The sequence below is a fragment of the Nocardioides alkalitolerans genome (genome assembly GCA_038184435.1).
Taxonomy (GTDB): Bacteria; Actinomycetota; Actinomycetes; order Propionibacteriales; family Nocardioidaceae; genus Nocardioides; species Nocardioides alkalitolerans_A.
In genome coordinates this window covers 3,192,510-3,206,536 of the sequence record CP116227.1, presented here as the reverse complement: position 1 = coordinate 3,206,536, position 14,027 = coordinate 3,192,510, and the positions used below count along the sequence as shown (strand labels likewise).

The following is a 14,027-nucleotide window of genomic DNA, read 5'->3' as shown; positions in this document are numbered from 1 at the left end:
CCTCTCCCGGCGAGTCCGAACCACACGGTCAGCTCCTCGCGCGTCTCGGAAACCGCTCGGGGGAGAAGGAGATGAGCATGTCGAACGTTCAGATCGGAGAGGGCAGTCTCTCCAGCGCGGCCCAGCTGGTCGCCGAGGCGAAGATCGACCTCGACCGCAAGAGCCAGACGCTCTCCAGCAAGATCCAGGGCATCGGCGCGCAGTGGGGCGGCCAGGGTGCCGCGGCCTTCCACCAGCTGCACAACGCCTGGCAGGAGAAGCAGCAGACGATCACCAACGCCCTCAACAACTTCGAGGCCTCCCTGCGGGACACCGAGACCGACGCGGTCTCGACGGACACCACGCAGGCCGACACCTTCCAGTCGCAGTTCAACCGCCTCGGCTGAGCCGGGCTCGAGGAGCAGGAGAGAGACATGAGCGGAATCCGCGTCAACCACGGCAGCCTCGAGGCTGCCTCGCAGGACCTCGTCAGCACCGCCCGCGACATCGAGGGGCGCCTCGACCAGCTCGAGAGCGAGCTCTCGCCGCTGCGCAGCGAGTGGGAGGGCCAGGCGCAGCAGGCCTACCTCACCGCCAAGGCGCAGTGGGACACCGCGATCGCCGAGATGATCGCGCTGCTGGAGAGCACCGGCAACGCGGTCCAGGCCTCCAACCAGGAGTACCGCGCGGCCGACCTCCGCGGCGCGGACCGCTTCCCGGTCTGAGTCGTCGACCGAGCCGCCCCGACCAGTGATGGTCGGGGCGGCTCGTGTGTCCGGGTGCGGCGCCCCCGCCGCACCTCCCCCTGCGGGCCGCCCTCCGGGCGCGTGACCCGCCGAGCCCGAGGAGGGGCCCCACGATGAGCCAGGCACAGGTCGGTACGTCGGGTCTGGTGCGTGTGACCGTGGCGTCCGGGCGGCGGCGGGTCGACCTCGTCCTCCCGTCGGCCGTGCCGGTGGCCGAGCTGGTGCCCGAGCTGGCCCGCAGCGTCGGTCTCCTCGACGCCGCGACGGTGCACGGCGGCTACCGCGTGGTGACCCACGACGGCCGCACGCTGGCCCACGACGCCGGCCTCATGATCCAGGGCGTCGAGGACGGTGGCCTCCTCACCGTCAGCGCGGGCGTCGACGACGACCCGCCGCGCGTGTACGACGACGTCGTCGAGGCGATGACGGACGTCGTCGAGCGCGAGCTCAAGCCCTGGGAGCCGGCGGCGGGTCGCCGCACGGCCCTCGGGGCCGCGGCCCTGCTCCTCGGGGTCGGCGCCTGGTCGCTCCTCATCCAGAGCGACTCCCTCCTGGCCGGCGTCGGCGCCGCGGTCATCGCCCTGGTGCTGGGCGCCGGGGCGGTCGTCCTGTCCCGCGTCCAGCACGAGCGGCAGGCGGCGGTCGTCGTCGGTCTCCTCGGCGCGGCGTACGGCGGGGTGGCGGGCTACCTGGCCGCCGTGGAGTGGGACGTGCCGGTGCTCACCGCGGTCGGTCTCGGCGTCCTGGCCGTGGCCCTCGTCGTGGTGGTGGGCCTCGAGGACGGTCGCCCGCTCCTCGCCGCACCGGTGCTCCTCGGCGGGCTGATGGCCGTCGGGGGGTGGCTGTTCGGGGTGACGGACTGGGACCCGAGCGCCGTCCTCACCGTCGTGCTCGTCTTCGTCGTGGTGGCGGGCAGCGTCTTCCCCTGGCTCGCGCTCAGCGCGACCTCGACCCGGGTCGACCAGCTGGCCACCGTCGACGACATCCAGAACGACCCCGACGACATCGATCCGGAGCGGGTGCTGGCCGACGCCCGCACGGCCCACGAGATCCTCGTCGGCATCACCTCCGCGGTGGGCCTGCTGGTGGTGCTGGTCGCGCCGCTGGCGGTGGGGCTGGGCCTCTCCGGCACCGTGCTCGCCGCCCTCTGCTGCGTCGTGGTGATGATGCGGACGCGGCAGTACCGCACCGGGCTCGAGGTGCTCGTCGGTCTCGGCACCGGCATCCTCGGGCTGCTCGTCACCGCCGTCAGCGTGCTCGTGGTCCACCCGGACTGGCGGCCCACCGCCGCCGTCGCGCTGGCGGTCGCGGGTGGCCTCGTGCTCCTGACGACGCTGGTGCCGGGCGGCACCTCGGTGCGCCGCGCGCGTCTGGGCGACATCGCCGAGACGATCGCGCTCGTGGCCCTCTTCCCGCTGCTCGCCCTCGCGGTGGGCGTGCCCGACCTGATCGCGCGCTGACGTGGCCACCAAGCGAGACCTCGTCGAGGCCTACTCCTTCAGCCGTCGGCGGCTCGTGACCGCCTTCGTCTCCGGCGCCCCGGGCGGCCGCGAGGTCGAGCCGAGCCGGCCCGGCCGGGCCATCATCGGCGGCGTCGCCATCACCGTGCTCGTGCTGGCCGCCGCCGCCGTGCTCGGCTTCATCAAGCCCCGGCCGAACGCCGGCTGGGCCGACAGCGAGGGCGTCGTGCTCGCCGAGGACTCGGTGCAGCTCTACCTCGTGCAGGTCGGGGAGAACGGCGAGGACACCGTGCTGGTGCCCATCGTCAACGCCACCTCGGCGCGCCTCATCCTCGGTTCCGACCTCAACCCGACGACGGTGCCGGAGGAGGAGATCAACAAGTACGAGCAGGCCGACGCCATCGGCATCCCCGAGGCGCCGGTCGCGATGCCGGGTGGCGACGCGCTGGTCCGCACCGGGTGGACCGGGTGCACGACGAACGGGGGCGGGTTCCAGGTCGCCGTGGCGTCCGATCCCTCGGTCGAGGTGGACGAGCAGGCGGCGATGGTCGTCAGCAGCGGCGGCGCCTACTTCCTGCTGGCCCCCGGCCAGCCCGACGCGAACGGCACGCCACGCGTCTTCCGCATGGAGATCCCGTCCGCCGAGGCCGCCGCCGAGCTGCTCGAGGTGCTCGAGGGGCCCGTGCCGGAGGACGTCGTGGAGGTGCCGCGCGACTGGGTCGACCTGTTCCCGGCGGCGCCCCCGCTGGGGCTCGACGCCTTCGACTTCGAGGGGCAGCTCGACCAGCCCGGCCAGGGCATCGAGGGGCTCACCCTCTCCAACGGCAACCCGGCGCTCACCGGCATGCTCGTGCTCGACCGCAACGGGGACGAGGTCGTGCTGACGGCCGACGGCTACCGCGAGATGTCGGACTTCGGGGCCGCGGTCTACCGCACGCTGCCCAACATCGGCGAGCCGTCCCAGGTCACCGGCGACATCGGGACCCGGTACGCCGACCCGGCCCCCAACGACGTCTGGCCCGTCGACCGTCCCGAGCTCCGGCAGGACGCGGCGGCCCAGCAGCCGTGCGTCGTGCTGAGCACCCACGACGACGTGCCCCCGACGGTGTCCCTCGCGTTCCGGCCGTCCGCGCCCGCGGCCGCCGAGGGGGTCGGCGCCGACAAGGTGCGCACCTTCGTCGAGCGCGGCAGTGGCGCCGTCGTGCGGGTCGGCGGCTTCACCGACACCCGCGCGGGCGACGCGTTCCTCGTCGACTCCCAGGGCGTGCGCTACGCGCTGCCCGGTGACGCACTCACCCAGCTCGGCTACGGGATCGACGACGCCGCCGTCGTGCCGACGGCCTGGATCGAGCACTTCGGCTGCGGGGTCACCCTGACCCGCGAGGAGGCGCTCCGACCGATCGGGTCCAGCGCGCAGGCGGACCGCACCTGCCCGCCGGTCGCCCCGGGCGAGGAGGCGCCCGCCGAGGAGGGCGCCGAGGCCGAGGCGGGAGCGGGCGGGTGATCCGACGGGCGGTGGGGCGCGTCGTACCGGCGCTCGGGCTGACGGCCGCGGCGACGTGCGTGACGCTGCTGCCCGGGGCCACCGCGCCGGCGGCGGCCGTCGAGTGCCCGGCGGGACCGTCGCAGAACGGGGAGCCGCTGAGCAGCGAGGGGACGTCTCCGCTGGCGACCGACCTCGACTACGCGTCGCTCCACCGCATCGCGCGCGGCGAGGGGGTCGGGGTCGCGGTCATCGACACGGGGGTGGCCGCCAGCGACGCGCTCCCGGTGGCGGGATCGGTGAACCTGGCCGGCACCACGCCGACGACGGAGTCCTACCACGGCACCAAGGTGGCGGGGATCATCGCGGGACGCGGCGGCGGTCCGGGGGTGGGGGTCGCTCCGGCCGCGAAGATCTACGCGGTGCAGGTCGCCGACGTGAACACGGGCGAGGGTGGGCAGGACGGGCTCGTCGAGCCGTCGGTCGCCGGACTGGCCGCGGGCCTGCAGTGGGTCGTCGCCAACCACGCGGGCGGGAACATCAAGGTCGTCAACGTGTCCATGACCGTCGACGCCTCGCAGTCGCCGGAGATCGGCTCGCTGGTCCAGCAGCTGGGCGACCTCGACGTGCTGGTCGTCGCCGCCGGCCTCAACGTCGAGGGCGGCGACCCGCCGAGCCTCGGCAACCGCCCGCAGGAGGATCCGTCGGACGCGGTGGCCTACCCCGCGGCGTACGACCTCCCCAACGTGCTCGGCGTCGCCGCGATGCCGGAGCTCGGCGCCCCGGCCTCGTCGTGGACGCGGCCGTCCTACTCGACGGACGTCGTCGCCCCGAGCGGCGGCGCGCTCACCCTGCTGCCTGACGGGGCGTGCGAGGTGCCGGCCTCGTCGTCGTACGCCACGGCCGTCGTCAGCGGCCTGGCCGCGGTCATGTTCAGCTCGGGCAACGGCTGGACGGCCCCCCAGGTGGCCTCGCGGATCGTCGCGACGGCGGGCGGGGTGACGGACGCGCCGAACGCGTACGGCGGGGCGGGGGTCGTGCAGCCCCTCGAGGCGCTGACGCGAGTGCTCGAGGTGGCCCCCGACGGCACCGTCACGACGAGCACGACGCTGCCCGGCGAGACGGTCGAGGCGCGGGCACCGCGCGCGCCGGAGGACCACCTCGGGGTGTCACGCTCGGAGTTCCTGTGGTGGGGCCTGCTCGCCGGGGCGGCGCTGGCCCTCGCGCTCGTGCTGCGGCCCGCGACGAGCCGGTGGCGGCGGCGGTGAGCCTGAACATCCCCATGGTCACCGACGCCGACGCGTGGCACGACCGCTCGGTGCGGGTGGGGCGTCAGGAGCTCCGCGCCCCGGGCCCGTCCGGGTGGCTCGCGGGTCGTCCCGCGGCGACGGCGACCGGGCACGACGAGCTGCTGTTCCTCGTGCGCACCAACCACGGCCTGTCGCGCTGCGGCGAGCTCGCGGACTTCGCCGACGAGGCGCTGCTGGCGAACGTGCCGATGGGCTACACCAGCCTCGAGCTCCTCGAGAAGCGCGCCGTCGTGGCCTCCGGCCAGGTGGCGCGGCTGTGGCCCGGGCGCGCCGCGGCGACGTACGGCGTGACGACCGTCGACGACGACGGCAAGCCGCTCTCGGCCGGGACGAGCACGCTGCTCTGGCACGCGCTGGCCCTCGCCGTGCGGTGGTCCGGGCTGCTCGGCGACCGTCCGCTGCTGGTGACGTCGACCCGCAGCTCGCGGAGCTGGCACTGAGTCCCGGGCACGACCGGGGGCCTTGACACACCGCCTCGTCGTCGTAGCGTGGAACGCGGAACGAACGTCGACTCTCGGGAGAACAACGTGCGCCTCCACACCGCAGCCGCTGCTGCCCTCACGCTTGCCGCCACCACGGCGACCACTGCCGCCTCGACCGCCCTCCTCGCCCCACCGGCCCACGCGGGCGGCTCGGAGGTGACGATCGAGGCCGACTACGACGCGACGCTCACCAGTCACCCCGACGGCCACCACACGGCCGTGAACTTCGAGGACGCCGAGACGGGGTACCCCGGCGACTGGTCGGCCGACTACGGCGTCCCCGCCGGGACCCCGGTGCGTCCACGCCTGAGCGGACCGGACGGCCTCACCCTCACCGTCGCCAAGGTCGCCCCCTCGTGCTCGAACGGTGGCGGGGGAGAGGGAGTGCAGGTCTCGGTCAGCGAGGGAGGCACCGAGATCGGCCGGGTGGCCTACCTCCACCTCGAGGAGGTGCGCGTCGCCGAGGGCGACACGGTGGACACCGACACGGTCCTGGGCGTGGTCGGGGGCGACATCGCCTACGACGAGAACTGCTGGACGGGTCCCCACCTGCACCTCGAGGGCTTCAACCGCAGCGACTACAGCTGCTACCTCGCGCCGTCCACCGCTTCCCCCGGTACGCCGCTGGGCCGCATCGGCGGCAGCGACGTGCAGCAGCGGGAGACCGCCTGCCCGTGAGGCATGGAGTCACGCCGGGGCGTCGACCCGCGGCGTACGTCGGCGGCTGACGGCCACGAGGTAGACGAGCGCGCTCGCGGGAGCGGCGAGCGCGCCGATCCCTGCGGCGGCGAGGGTGCGGCGGGCGTGGCAGGCGTCGTACGGCGGTTCGGAGGTGTCGGTCTCCGTGACGCCGCGCGAGGTCTGGCGCTCGCTCGGGTGCACGTCGCCGGGCCAGCCGGCCGCGACCAGCGAGGCGCACGTCGTCGTGTAGCCGGGGTGGTCGTCGTCGTCGACGGTCTGGTGGACCGTCGCGGGCACGAACGCGAGGTACAGCATCCCCGCGACCGCGGCCAGACCGACGGCGAGGAGCAGCCACCACGAGAGCGGGGGCAGGGGTGTGATCTGGTCGTCCGTCATGGGTCCCGCTCTTCCCGCGGTCGGGCCGTCCGAACCTCGCGCCCCACGCGATCAGACCGTGCGGACGGTCCCGCCGTCGATCACGTACTCGGCGCCGATGATCGTCGCGGCGCGGTCCGAGACGAGGAACCCCACGAGGTCGGCGACCTCCTCGGGCGTGGCGAAGCGCCCCAGCGGCACCCCGCCGAGCGAGTCGAGGATGCCCTGCTCGGCCTCCCGGTGCGTGATGCCGTTGCCCGTGGCGAGCAGGTCCACGAAGTCGGCGTGGGACTCAGTCGCGATGCCGCCCGGGCTGACGGCGTTGACGCGCACCCCGCGGGGAGCGAGCTCGGTGGCCAAGCCCTTGCTGTAGGTGCGCAGCGCGGCCTTCGCCGCGGCGTACGGCAGCGTCGCGTCGTGCAGCGGCATCTGCCGCTGGATCGAGGTGACGTGGAGGACCGTGCCGGCGCCTGCCTCGACCATGGCGGGGACGAGCGCGCGGTCGAGCCGCACCGCCCCCAGCAGGTTGAGGTTCAGCTCGCGCAGCCGGTGCTCCTCCTCGGCGGCGGCGAAACCGCCGGTCGGGGTCGTCGACCCGCCGACGACGTGCACCAGTACGTCGAGGGGACCGGCCTCCGCGATGCGCTCGGCCACGCGGGCGACGCCCTCGGGCGTCGCGGTGTCGGCGGCGATGGAGCGGTCGGGGCGGTCGTGGCCGGCAGGCATCGTGCGGGCGGTCGTCCACACGTCGGCCCCCATCTCGAGGAGCCGCGTGACGACGGCGCGGCCAGCGCCCTTGGAGCCGCCGGTCACGAGGGCGCGGCGTCCGTCGAGACGGTCACGGTGGGCGGTGGGCGGGGTCGGTGCTGGGGTCGAGATCATGCCTCGAGTGCAGCGCTGTTATGTATTTCTGTATAGCGTTTATGTATTTCTGTATAGCGTTGATCTAGTCCGTCTCGAGGGTGAAGGTCGTGTAGCCGTGCCGGCGTCCGTTCACCTGGATCTCGAGGGCGTGCTCGCCGCCGTGGTGGCGCCGGGTGGTCAGCTCGCGGAACGCGTGCGTGCCCCGTAGGTCGGCGGAGCGGCCGGGGGCGAGCCTGCGCTGGGCGAGCTTGAACACCCTGGGTGACGACGTCCCGTTGGCCTTGCGGAAGTGGACGACGTAGTCGATCACCACCCGGGTCTCGGCCTCCGTGCGGTTGGTGACCGTGACGGCGAAGTGGAGGACCTCGCCGAGTGCCCCTCGAGGGTCGCGCCGCGACCCTCGAGGTCTTCGAGGAGTCGGCACGGCAGTTCGACGTCGTGACGACGCTGGGCGCGGTCACCCGGCCGGCGGACGACGCCTGGGAGGTGGCCACCCACCTGTCCGGGAACTTCCCCGGCGGCGAGGTCGACCTGCGGATGATCTTCACGGTGGTCGACGACAGCATCCGGCGGCTGGAGATCACGGTCTGACATCGCGCCCGCGAAACGCGAGAACCCCCGCCGGGTCGACCCCGGCGGGGGTTCTCGCGTCGAGCACGTGGCGGAGGTAGGGGGATTCGAACCCCCGAGGGCGTTAACCCAACACGGATTCCAGCCGTGCGCCATAGGCCACTAGGCGATACCTCCGCCGAGGAGCGTACTGGGTCCCGCGGGGCCGGTGAAATCCGGTGGGCGCGCCGACACCCGCCGTACGGCGCGGTCCGCCGCGCTCCGCCGTCCCCGGAGTGGTCGCGTTGTCGCTCGCTCGGGGGGTCGCCTACACTCGCTGCCAACCCCCCGTGTGGCGGCACCTCGCCCAATTCCCCCAGGGCCGGAAGGCAGCAAGGGTAAGTGAGCTCTGCCGGGTGCACGGGGGGCCTTTTCGTCCCCCGACCGCTGCGGTCGAGGTTGTCAGCGCCTCTCGTTAGGGTGCCTCTCGTGGACTCCCCCCTCGCTCTTTACCGGCGCTACCGCCCGGAGACGTTCGCCGAGGTCATCGGCCAGGACCACGTCACCGAGCCGCTGCGCGCCGCCCTGGCGAGCAACCGGGTCAACCACGCCTACCTGTTCTCGGGCCCCCGCGGCTGCGGCAAGACCACGAGCGCGCGCATCCTGGCGCGGGCGCTCAACTGCGAGCAGGCGCCGATCGCCGACCCGTGCGGCGAGTGCCGCTCGTGCCGCGACCTGGCGCGCGGCGGCCCGGGCTCCATCGACGTCATCGAGATCGACGCCGCATCCCACGGTGGTGTGGACGACGCCCGCGACCTGCGGGAGAAGGCGTTCTTCGCGCCCGTCCACAGCCGCTACAAGGTCTACGTCATCGACGAGGCCCACATGGTGACGACGCAGGGCTTCAACGCGCTCCTCAAGCTGGTGGAGGAGCCGCCGCCCCACCTCCGGTTCATCTTCGCGACGACGGAGCCCGACAAGGTCATCCCGACGATCCGGTCGCGCACCCACCACTACCCGTTCCGGCTGATCCCGCCGAAGCTCCTGTCGGGATACCTGCAGGAGCTGTGCGACCGCGAGGGCGTGCCGATCGAGCCCGCGGCGGTGCCGCTCGTGGTGCGCGCCGGTGCCGGCTCGGCCCGCGACACCCTCTCGGTGCTCGACCAGCTCATCGGGGGTTCCGGCCCCGACGGCGTGACCCACGCGCTGGCGACGGGCCTGCTCGGCTACACCCCCGACACGCTGCTCGACGAGGTGATCGACGCGTTCGCCGCGGGTGACGGCGCGGGCGTGTTCGGCGTCGTCGACAAGGTCATCGAGGTGGGCCAGGACCCGCGGCGCTTCACGGAGGACCTGCTGCGCCGCCTGCGCGACCTCGTCATCATCGCCGCGGTGCCCGACGCCCCGGCGACCGGCCTGCTCGAGGTCGCGGAGGACCAGGGCGAGCGCCTCAGCGCCCAGGCGGCCCGCTTCGGTGCGACCGAGCTGAGCCGCGCCGCCGACCTCGTGGCCGCCGGGCTCACCGAGATGCGCGGTGCCACGGCGCCCCGGCTGCTCCTCGAGCTGATCTGCGCCCGGGTGCTGCTGCCCGCCGCCGACTCCACCAGCGACGGCGTGATGGCGCGCCTCGACCGCATCGAGCGGCGGATGGCGATGCCCGGCGGCGCCGCGATCGCCGCCGAGGCCGACGGTGCGGCCGCCCCGGCGCCGCGCACCGTGCGCCCGCGGCTCGCGGACGCGCTGCCGGCCCAGGCCCAGGCCGCGGCCCCTGCCGCGCCGCAGGCCCCCGAGCGTCCGGCCGAGCGCCGGGACCCGCGCCCCGTCGCCGACCAGCCGCCCCCGGTGCCGCCGCGTCCGGCAGCGCCTCCGTCGCCGGTCGGCGACCGCCCCGGGGACCGCCCCGGTGAGCACGACGGCGGCCAGCCGGCTCCTCGGCCGGCGGAGCCCGAGCGCACCGAGCCGGCCGCACCCGCCGGCCCGCCCGCGGACCGCCCCGGCGAGCGTCCCGGCGAGCAGGCGTACGCCGACGCCCCGACCACCGACGACGGGTGGCCCACCGCGGTGGTGCCCGGCGGCGCCCAGGCGGCTCCCGCTGCTCCCGCCCCGGCCGCCCCGGAGCCGACGCCGGGCCCGTCCGCCCCGGCCGCTCCGGCCCCGTCCGGCGCAGCCCCGTCCGGCGCGGGCTCGTCCTCGGGCGGCATGACGCTCGCCGACGTGCGGCGGCTGTGGCCCGAGGTCGTCGAGGCCACGAAGTCGATGCGGCGGGTCACCTGGATCCACCTGTCGAAGAACGCGCAGGTCGTGGCGTTCTCCGACGGCGTGCTCACGCTCGGGTTCGCCAACGCCGGCGCCCGCTCGTCGTTCGAGTCGGGCGGCAGCATCGAGGTCGTGCAGGAGGCGACGGTCCGCACCTTCGGGTTCGACTGGCGCATCGAGGCGATCGTCGACCCGGGCGCCGCCGGAGGCAGCGGGGGCACCGGAGGCGGCGGGCCCACCCCGCCACGCGCCCCGCAGCCTCCCGCCGTCGAGCCCGGCGGAGCGGGTGCCCCCGCCGCACAGACCCAGCGCCCCGCGGAGACCGAGCCGCGTGACCAGCCCGGCCCCGCCCCGCAGGCGGAGCGCCAGGAGCGCCCGGAGCGCCCGGAGCCCGTCGAGCGTCCCGAGCCCCCCGCCCGACCGGCAGACGCCGCACGTCAGGCGCACGCGGCCGCCGGCCAGCGGGCGGCGGCGCAGGACGGCCCCCCGCCCGACGAGCCGCCCGCCTGGCTCGACGACCCCGACGATGCCGCGTCGCCCGACGACCCCGTCGACGACGCCCCCGACCTGGCGGGCACGGCGCTACTGGAGCGGGAGCTCGGGGCAGTCGTCATCGACCAGATCCGCCACGACTGACCCGCACACCACCCCGGCACACTGGGGCCCGCAGACCTGTCCGACCCGACCCGCCCGATCCACCGAGGAGCACCCGATGAGCCAGAACCCGTTCGACCCGGCCGGCGGCCTCCCCGGGGGAGGCGGCTTCGACATGGGCGCCCTCCTCCAGCAGGCCCAGCAGATGCAGGAGCAGCTCGTGGCCGCGCAGGCCGAGCTCGAGGAGGCGGAGGTCGACGGCTCGTCCGGCGGCGTGACCGTGCGCGTGTCCGGCTCGGGCGAGCTGAAGGGCGTGGTCATCCCGCCGAGCGCCGTCGACGCGGCCGACCCCGACTCGCTCTCCGACCTGGGTGACCTGATCGTGGCGGCGTACCGGGACGCGCGCACCCAGGCCGACCGCATGGCCGCGGAGAAGCTCGGCCCGCTCGCCGGCGGTCTCGGCGGTTTCGGCGGCCCCGAGGGCGGTCCCCAGGGCGGTGCGCCGGGCCTGCCCGGCGGCATCGGCTTCTGAGCGGCGGTCCCGCTCGGTGTACGAAGGCGTCGTCCAGGACCTCATCGACGAGCTCGGCCGGTTGCCCGGCGTGGGTCCGAAGAGCGCGCAGCGCATCGCCTTCCACCTGCTGCAGGCCGACCCGACGGACGTCCGGCGGCTCGCCGACGCCCTCGTCGAGGTCACGGTGAAGGTGAAGTTCTGCCGCATCTGCTTCAACGTCTCCTCCGAGGAGGAGTGCCGCATCTGCCGCGACCCGCGCCGTGACGTCTCGGTGATCTGCATCGTCGAGGAGTACAAGGACGTCGTCGCGATCGAGCGCACCCGCGAGTTCAAGGGGCGCTACCACGTGCTCGGCGGCGCCATCAGCCCGATCGACGGCATCGGCCCGGAGCAGCTCCACATCCGCGAGCTGATGGTGCGGCTCGCCGACGGCGCGGTCACCGAGGTCATCCTCGCGACCGATCCCAACCTCGAGGGCGAGGCGACGGCGACCTACCTCACGCGCATGCTCAAGCCCCTGGGGTTGCGCGTGACCCGACTTGCGAGTGGACTGCCGGTGGGTGGTGACCTGGAGTACGCCGACGAGGTCACCCTCGGCCGCGCTTTCGTCGGGAGGAGATCGGCAGATGACTGACAGCTTCAAGGACGAGGGCGTCGTCTTCGACCTGACCGGGCTGGACCCGGAGGACGAGGCCGCGCTGCGGTCGCTGGCGGAGGTCGCGCCCGTCGAGACCCGCGAGGCGCCCGACGAGTTCGCGCAGCAGATCGCCGACCAGGTCGCGAGCTTCCTCGTGGCGCTGCAGGCGATCGCCCGCGAGGCCGACGGCAGCCGGTCGATCTCGCTGCTGCTGCTCGAGGTCTCGCAGGTGCTCCTCGCGGGAGCGCGCCTCGGGGTGCAGCAGGACTTCGACCCGGTCGAGGAGTTCGAGCCCGACGCGGGTCCGGATCCCGACCTCGACGAGATGCGGCTGCGGCTGGCCGACCTGCTCGACGGGGTGGACCAGTTCACCGAGGTGTTCGACCCCTACGGCCCCGACACCGGGGGAGCGCCGGAGCTCGTCGAGTCGACGCTGTCCGACGATCTCACGTCGGTCGCCTCCGCCCTCGCCCACGGCCTGCGCCACTTCGAGGCCGGCCGCGTCGCCGAGGCCCTCTGGTGGTGGCAGTTCTCGTACGTCGCGAGCTGGGGCAGCGAGGCCTCGGGTGCCCTCCGGGCCCTGCAGTCGATCGTCGCCCACGCCCGTCTCGACGCCAGCTTCGTCGGCGAGGTGGAGCGCATCGCGGCCGCCGACGAGATGCTCGACGCCGGCCGCTGAGCCCCCGCCCCCTCGGCAGGTCCGGCGGCGGCTCCCACCGTGGGACGCGGTCGGGCGCACCCCGGCCGCGCCGGTAGGATCGGCGCCGGTCAAGAGCGGTCCGTCGCGAGGCGACGGGCCGCGTCGTACTGGGTGAAGAGGGTCTGACGTGAGCATTGTCGTGCAGAAGTACGGCGGCTCGTCCGTGGCCGACGCGGCCGGGATCAAGCGGGTCGCGCAGCGCATCGTGGCGACCCGCAAGAAGGGCCACGACGTCGTCGTGGTCGTCTCCGCGATGGGTGACACGACCGACGAGCTCCGCGACCTCGCGCAGCAGGTCACGCCGATCCCGCCGCCGCGCGAGCTCGACATGCTCCTCACGGCCGGGGAGCGCATCTCGATGGCGCTCGTCGCCATGGCGATCAACCAGCTGGGCTACCAGGCGCGCTCGTTCACCGGCTCGCAGGCCGGCGTCATCACCGACTCCGCGCACGGCCGGGCGAAGATCATCGACATCACGCCCGGCCGCATCGAGCAGGCTATCCAGGCCGGCGACATCGCGATCGTGGCGGGCTTCCAGGGCGTCAGCCAGGACACGAAGGACGTCACGACCCTCGGCCGTGGCGCCTCCGACACTACGGCGGTCGCGCTCGCGGCGGCGCTGGGCGCCGAGGTCTGCGAGATCTACTCCGACGTCGACGGCGTCTTCACGGCCGACCCCCGCATCGTCCCCAAGGCCCGCAAGCTCGACCGCGTCTCCACGGAGGAGATGCTCGAGATGGCCGCGAACGGCGCGAAGATCCTCCACCTGCGGTGCGTCGAGTACGGCCGCCGCCACAACATGCCCATCCACGTGCGCTCGACCTTCTCCCAGAAGGAAGGCACCTGGATCGTCCCCGAGCAGCAGGGAGCAGCCATGGAAGACGCGATCATCTCGGGCGTCGCCCACGACAAGAGCCAGGCCAAGATCACCGTCGTCGGCGTGCCCGACAAGGTGGGCGAGGCGGCGCGCATCTTCGAGACGCTCGCGACGACGGCCGTGAACCTCGACATGGTGGTGCAGAACGTCTCCGCCGCCGCGACGGGCCGCACGGACATCTCGTTCACGCTGCCGCGCGAGGACGGCCAGACCGCCGTGACGGCGCTCGCGGCGCTCCAGGAGCAGGTCGGCTTCGACAAGCTGCTCTACGACGACCAGATCGGCAAGGTCTCGCTGATCGGTGCCGGCATGAAGTCCCACCCGGGCATCACCGCGAAGTTCTTCGCGTCGCTGGCCGCGGCGGGCGTCAACATCGAGATGATCTCCACCTCGGAGATCCGCATCTCGGTCATCATCGACGAGACCCAGATCGACGACGCGGTGCGCGCGGCGCACACGGCGTTCGACCTGGACGACTCCGACGGCGAGGCCGTCGTCTACGCAGGGACGGGGCGCTGAC

At 74.0% G+C, this 14,027-nt stretch carries 16 protein-coding genes, 1 tRNA gene and 1 other RNA gene; 14 read left to right on the top strand and 4 right to left on the bottom strand.

The genetic code is table 11. The features are described from left to right. Window positions 1–77: 77 nt before the first annotated feature. The 7 genes from PIR53_15300 to PIR53_15270 all read left to right on the top strand — a co-directional run bounded on the left by PIR53_15300 (window position 78) and on the right by PIR53_15270 (window position 6,138). Window positions 78–386 (top strand): WXG100 family type VII secretion target, encoded by a 309-nt coding sequence (locus PIR53_15300; protein WZH51376.1) that lies wholly within the window; start codon window positions 78–80, stop codon window positions 384–386. A gap of 27 nt (window positions 387–413) precedes the next feature. Further along, on the top strand, window positions 414–704 hold the full coding sequence (locus PIR53_15295; GenBank protein ID WZH51375.1) for a WXG100 family type VII secretion target: 291 nt from the start codon (window positions 414–416) through the stop codon (window positions 702–704). Window positions 705–838: 134 nt separating this feature from the next. Further along, on the top strand, window positions 839–2,185 hold the full coding sequence (gene eccD / locus PIR53_15290) for a type VII secretion integral membrane protein EccD (protein ID WZH51374.1): 1,347 nt from the start codon (window positions 839–841) through the stop codon (window positions 2,183–2,185). 1 nt (window position 2,186) lies between these two features. Next, window positions 2,187–3,689, top strand: a complete 1,503-nt coding sequence (locus PIR53_15285; protein ID WZH51373.1) for a type VII secretion protein EccB — start codon at window positions 2,187–2,189, stop codon at window positions 3,687–3,689. Further along, complete coding sequence (locus tag PIR53_15280) at window positions 3,686–4,936, top strand: S8 family serine peptidase (protein WZH51372.1); 1,251 nt, start codon at window positions 3,686–3,688, stop codon at window positions 4,934–4,936. The genes PIR53_15285 and PIR53_15280 overlap by 4 nt, the downstream gene beginning before the upstream one ends. Further along, on the top strand, window positions 4,933–5,418 hold the full coding sequence (locus tag PIR53_15275; GenBank protein ID WZH51371.1) for a hypothetical protein: 486 nt from the start codon (window positions 4,933–4,935) through the stop codon (window positions 5,416–5,418). Before PIR53_15280 ends, PIR53_15275 begins: the two co-directional genes overlap by 4 nt. Window positions 5,419–5,505: 87 nt before the next feature. Further along, window positions 5,506–6,138, top strand: a complete 633-nt coding sequence (locus tag PIR53_15270) for a M23 family metallopeptidase (protein WZH51370.1) — start codon at window positions 5,506–5,508, stop codon at window positions 6,136–6,138. Between the two features lie 9 nt (window positions 6,139–6,147). On the opposite strand, the gene PIR53_15265 is transcribed toward PIR53_15270, so the two are convergent. From PIR53_15265 to PIR53_15255, 3 genes are all read right to left on the bottom strand, one after another. After that, window positions 6,148–6,537 carry a hypothetical protein gene (locus tag PIR53_15265; GenBank protein ID WZH51369.1) on the bottom strand — a complete coding sequence of 130 codons (390 nt, stop codon included), beginning with the start codon at window positions 6,535–6,537 and terminating at the stop codon, window positions 6,148–6,150. A 51-nt stretch (window positions 6,538–6,588) separates the two neighbouring features. Next, entirely contained in the window at window positions 6,589–7,398 is an 810-nt protein-coding gene (locus PIR53_15260) for an SDR family oxidoreductase (GenBank protein WZH51368.1), read from the bottom strand. A gap of 64 nt (window positions 7,399–7,462) precedes the next feature. Next, window positions 7,463–7,693: a hypothetical protein gene (locus PIR53_15255; GenBank protein WZH51367.1), complete on the bottom strand. Its 231-nt coding sequence runs from the start codon at window positions 7,691–7,693 to the stop codon at window positions 7,463–7,465. Between the two features lie 59 nt (window positions 7,694–7,752). On the opposite strand from PIR53_15255, the gene PIR53_15250 reads away from it, so the two are divergent. Next, window positions 7,753–7,971: a hypothetical protein gene (locus PIR53_15250; protein ID WZH51366.1), complete on the top strand. Its 219-nt coding sequence runs from the start codon at window positions 7,753–7,755 to the stop codon at window positions 7,969–7,971. Window positions 7,972–8,039: 68 nt separating this feature from the next. On the opposite strand, the gene PIR53_15245 is transcribed toward PIR53_15250, so the two are convergent. After that, a tRNA-Ser gene (locus PIR53_15245) sits at window positions 8,040–8,127 on the bottom strand. A 144-nt stretch (window positions 8,128–8,271) separates the two neighbouring features. On the opposite strand from PIR53_15245, the gene ffs reads away from it, so the two are divergent. From ffs to PIR53_15215, 6 genes are all read left to right on the top strand, one after another. Continuing rightward, window positions 8,272–8,362, top strand: an RNA gene (gene ffs / locus PIR53_15240) — signal recognition particle sRNA small type. Window positions 8,363–8,418: 56 nt separating this feature from the next. Further along, window positions 8,419–10,821, top strand: coding sequence for a DNA polymerase III subunit gamma and tau (locus PIR53_15235; GenBank protein ID WZH51365.1), 2,403 nt, complete (start codon window positions 8,419–8,421; stop codon window positions 10,819–10,821). 76 nt (window positions 10,822–10,897) lie between these two features. Then, the gene (locus PIR53_15230) at window positions 10,898–11,311 is read left to right on the top strand and encodes a YbaB/EbfC family nucleoid-associated protein (GenBank protein ID WZH51364.1); all 414 of its coding nucleotides are present in this window, start codon (window positions 10,898–10,900) and stop codon (window positions 11,309–11,311) included. Between the two features lie 16 nt (window positions 11,312–11,327). After that, window positions 11,328–11,927 carry a recombination mediator RecR gene (gene recR, locus PIR53_15225; protein ID WZH51363.1) on the top strand — a complete coding sequence of 200 codons (600 nt, stop codon included), beginning with the start codon at window positions 11,328–11,330 and terminating at the stop codon, window positions 11,925–11,927. Further along, window positions 11,920–12,609 carry a DUF5063 domain-containing protein gene (locus PIR53_15220; protein WZH51362.1) on the top strand — a complete coding sequence of 230 codons (690 nt, stop codon included), beginning with the start codon at window positions 11,920–11,922 and terminating at the stop codon, window positions 12,607–12,609. The genes recR and PIR53_15220 overlap by 8 nt, the downstream gene beginning before the upstream one ends. A gap of 148 nt (window positions 12,610–12,757) precedes the next feature. Next, window positions 12,758–14,026 (top strand): aspartate kinase, encoded by a 1,269-nt coding sequence (locus PIR53_15215; protein ID WZH51361.1) that lies wholly within the window; start codon window positions 12,758–12,760, stop codon window positions 14,024–14,026. Window position 14,027: the final 1 nt, after the last annotated feature.

What these genes read in the sequence shown, in the direction of transcription:
- PIR53_15300 (WZH51376.1), top strand. Translation starts at nt 78, where the DNA reads ATGTCGAACGTTCAGATCGGAGAGGGCAGTCTCTCCAGCGCGGCCCAG.
- PIR53_15295 (WZH51375.1), top strand. Translation starts at nt 414, where the DNA reads ATGAGCGGAATCCGCGTCAACCACGGCAGCCTCGAGGCTGCCTCGCAG.
- eccD (WZH51374.1), top strand. Translation starts at nt 839, where the DNA reads ATGAGCCAGGCACAGGTCGGTACGTCGGGTCTGGTGCGTGTGACCGTG.
- PIR53_15265 (WZH51369.1), bottom strand. Translation starts at nt 6,537, where the DNA reads ATGACGGACGACCAGATCACACCCCTGCCCCCGCTCTCGTGGTGGCTG.
- PIR53_15260 (WZH51368.1), bottom strand. Translation starts at nt 7,398, where the DNA reads ATGATCTCGACCCCAGCACCGACCCCGCCCACCGCCCACCGTGACCGT.
- PIR53_15230 (WZH51364.1), top strand. Translation starts at nt 10,898, where the DNA reads ATGAGCCAGAACCCGTTCGACCCGGCCGGCGGCCTCCCCGGGGGAGGC.
- PIR53_15220 (WZH51362.1), top strand. Translation starts at nt 11,920, where the DNA reads ATGACTGACAGCTTCAAGGACGAGGGCGTCGTCTTCGACCTGACCGGG.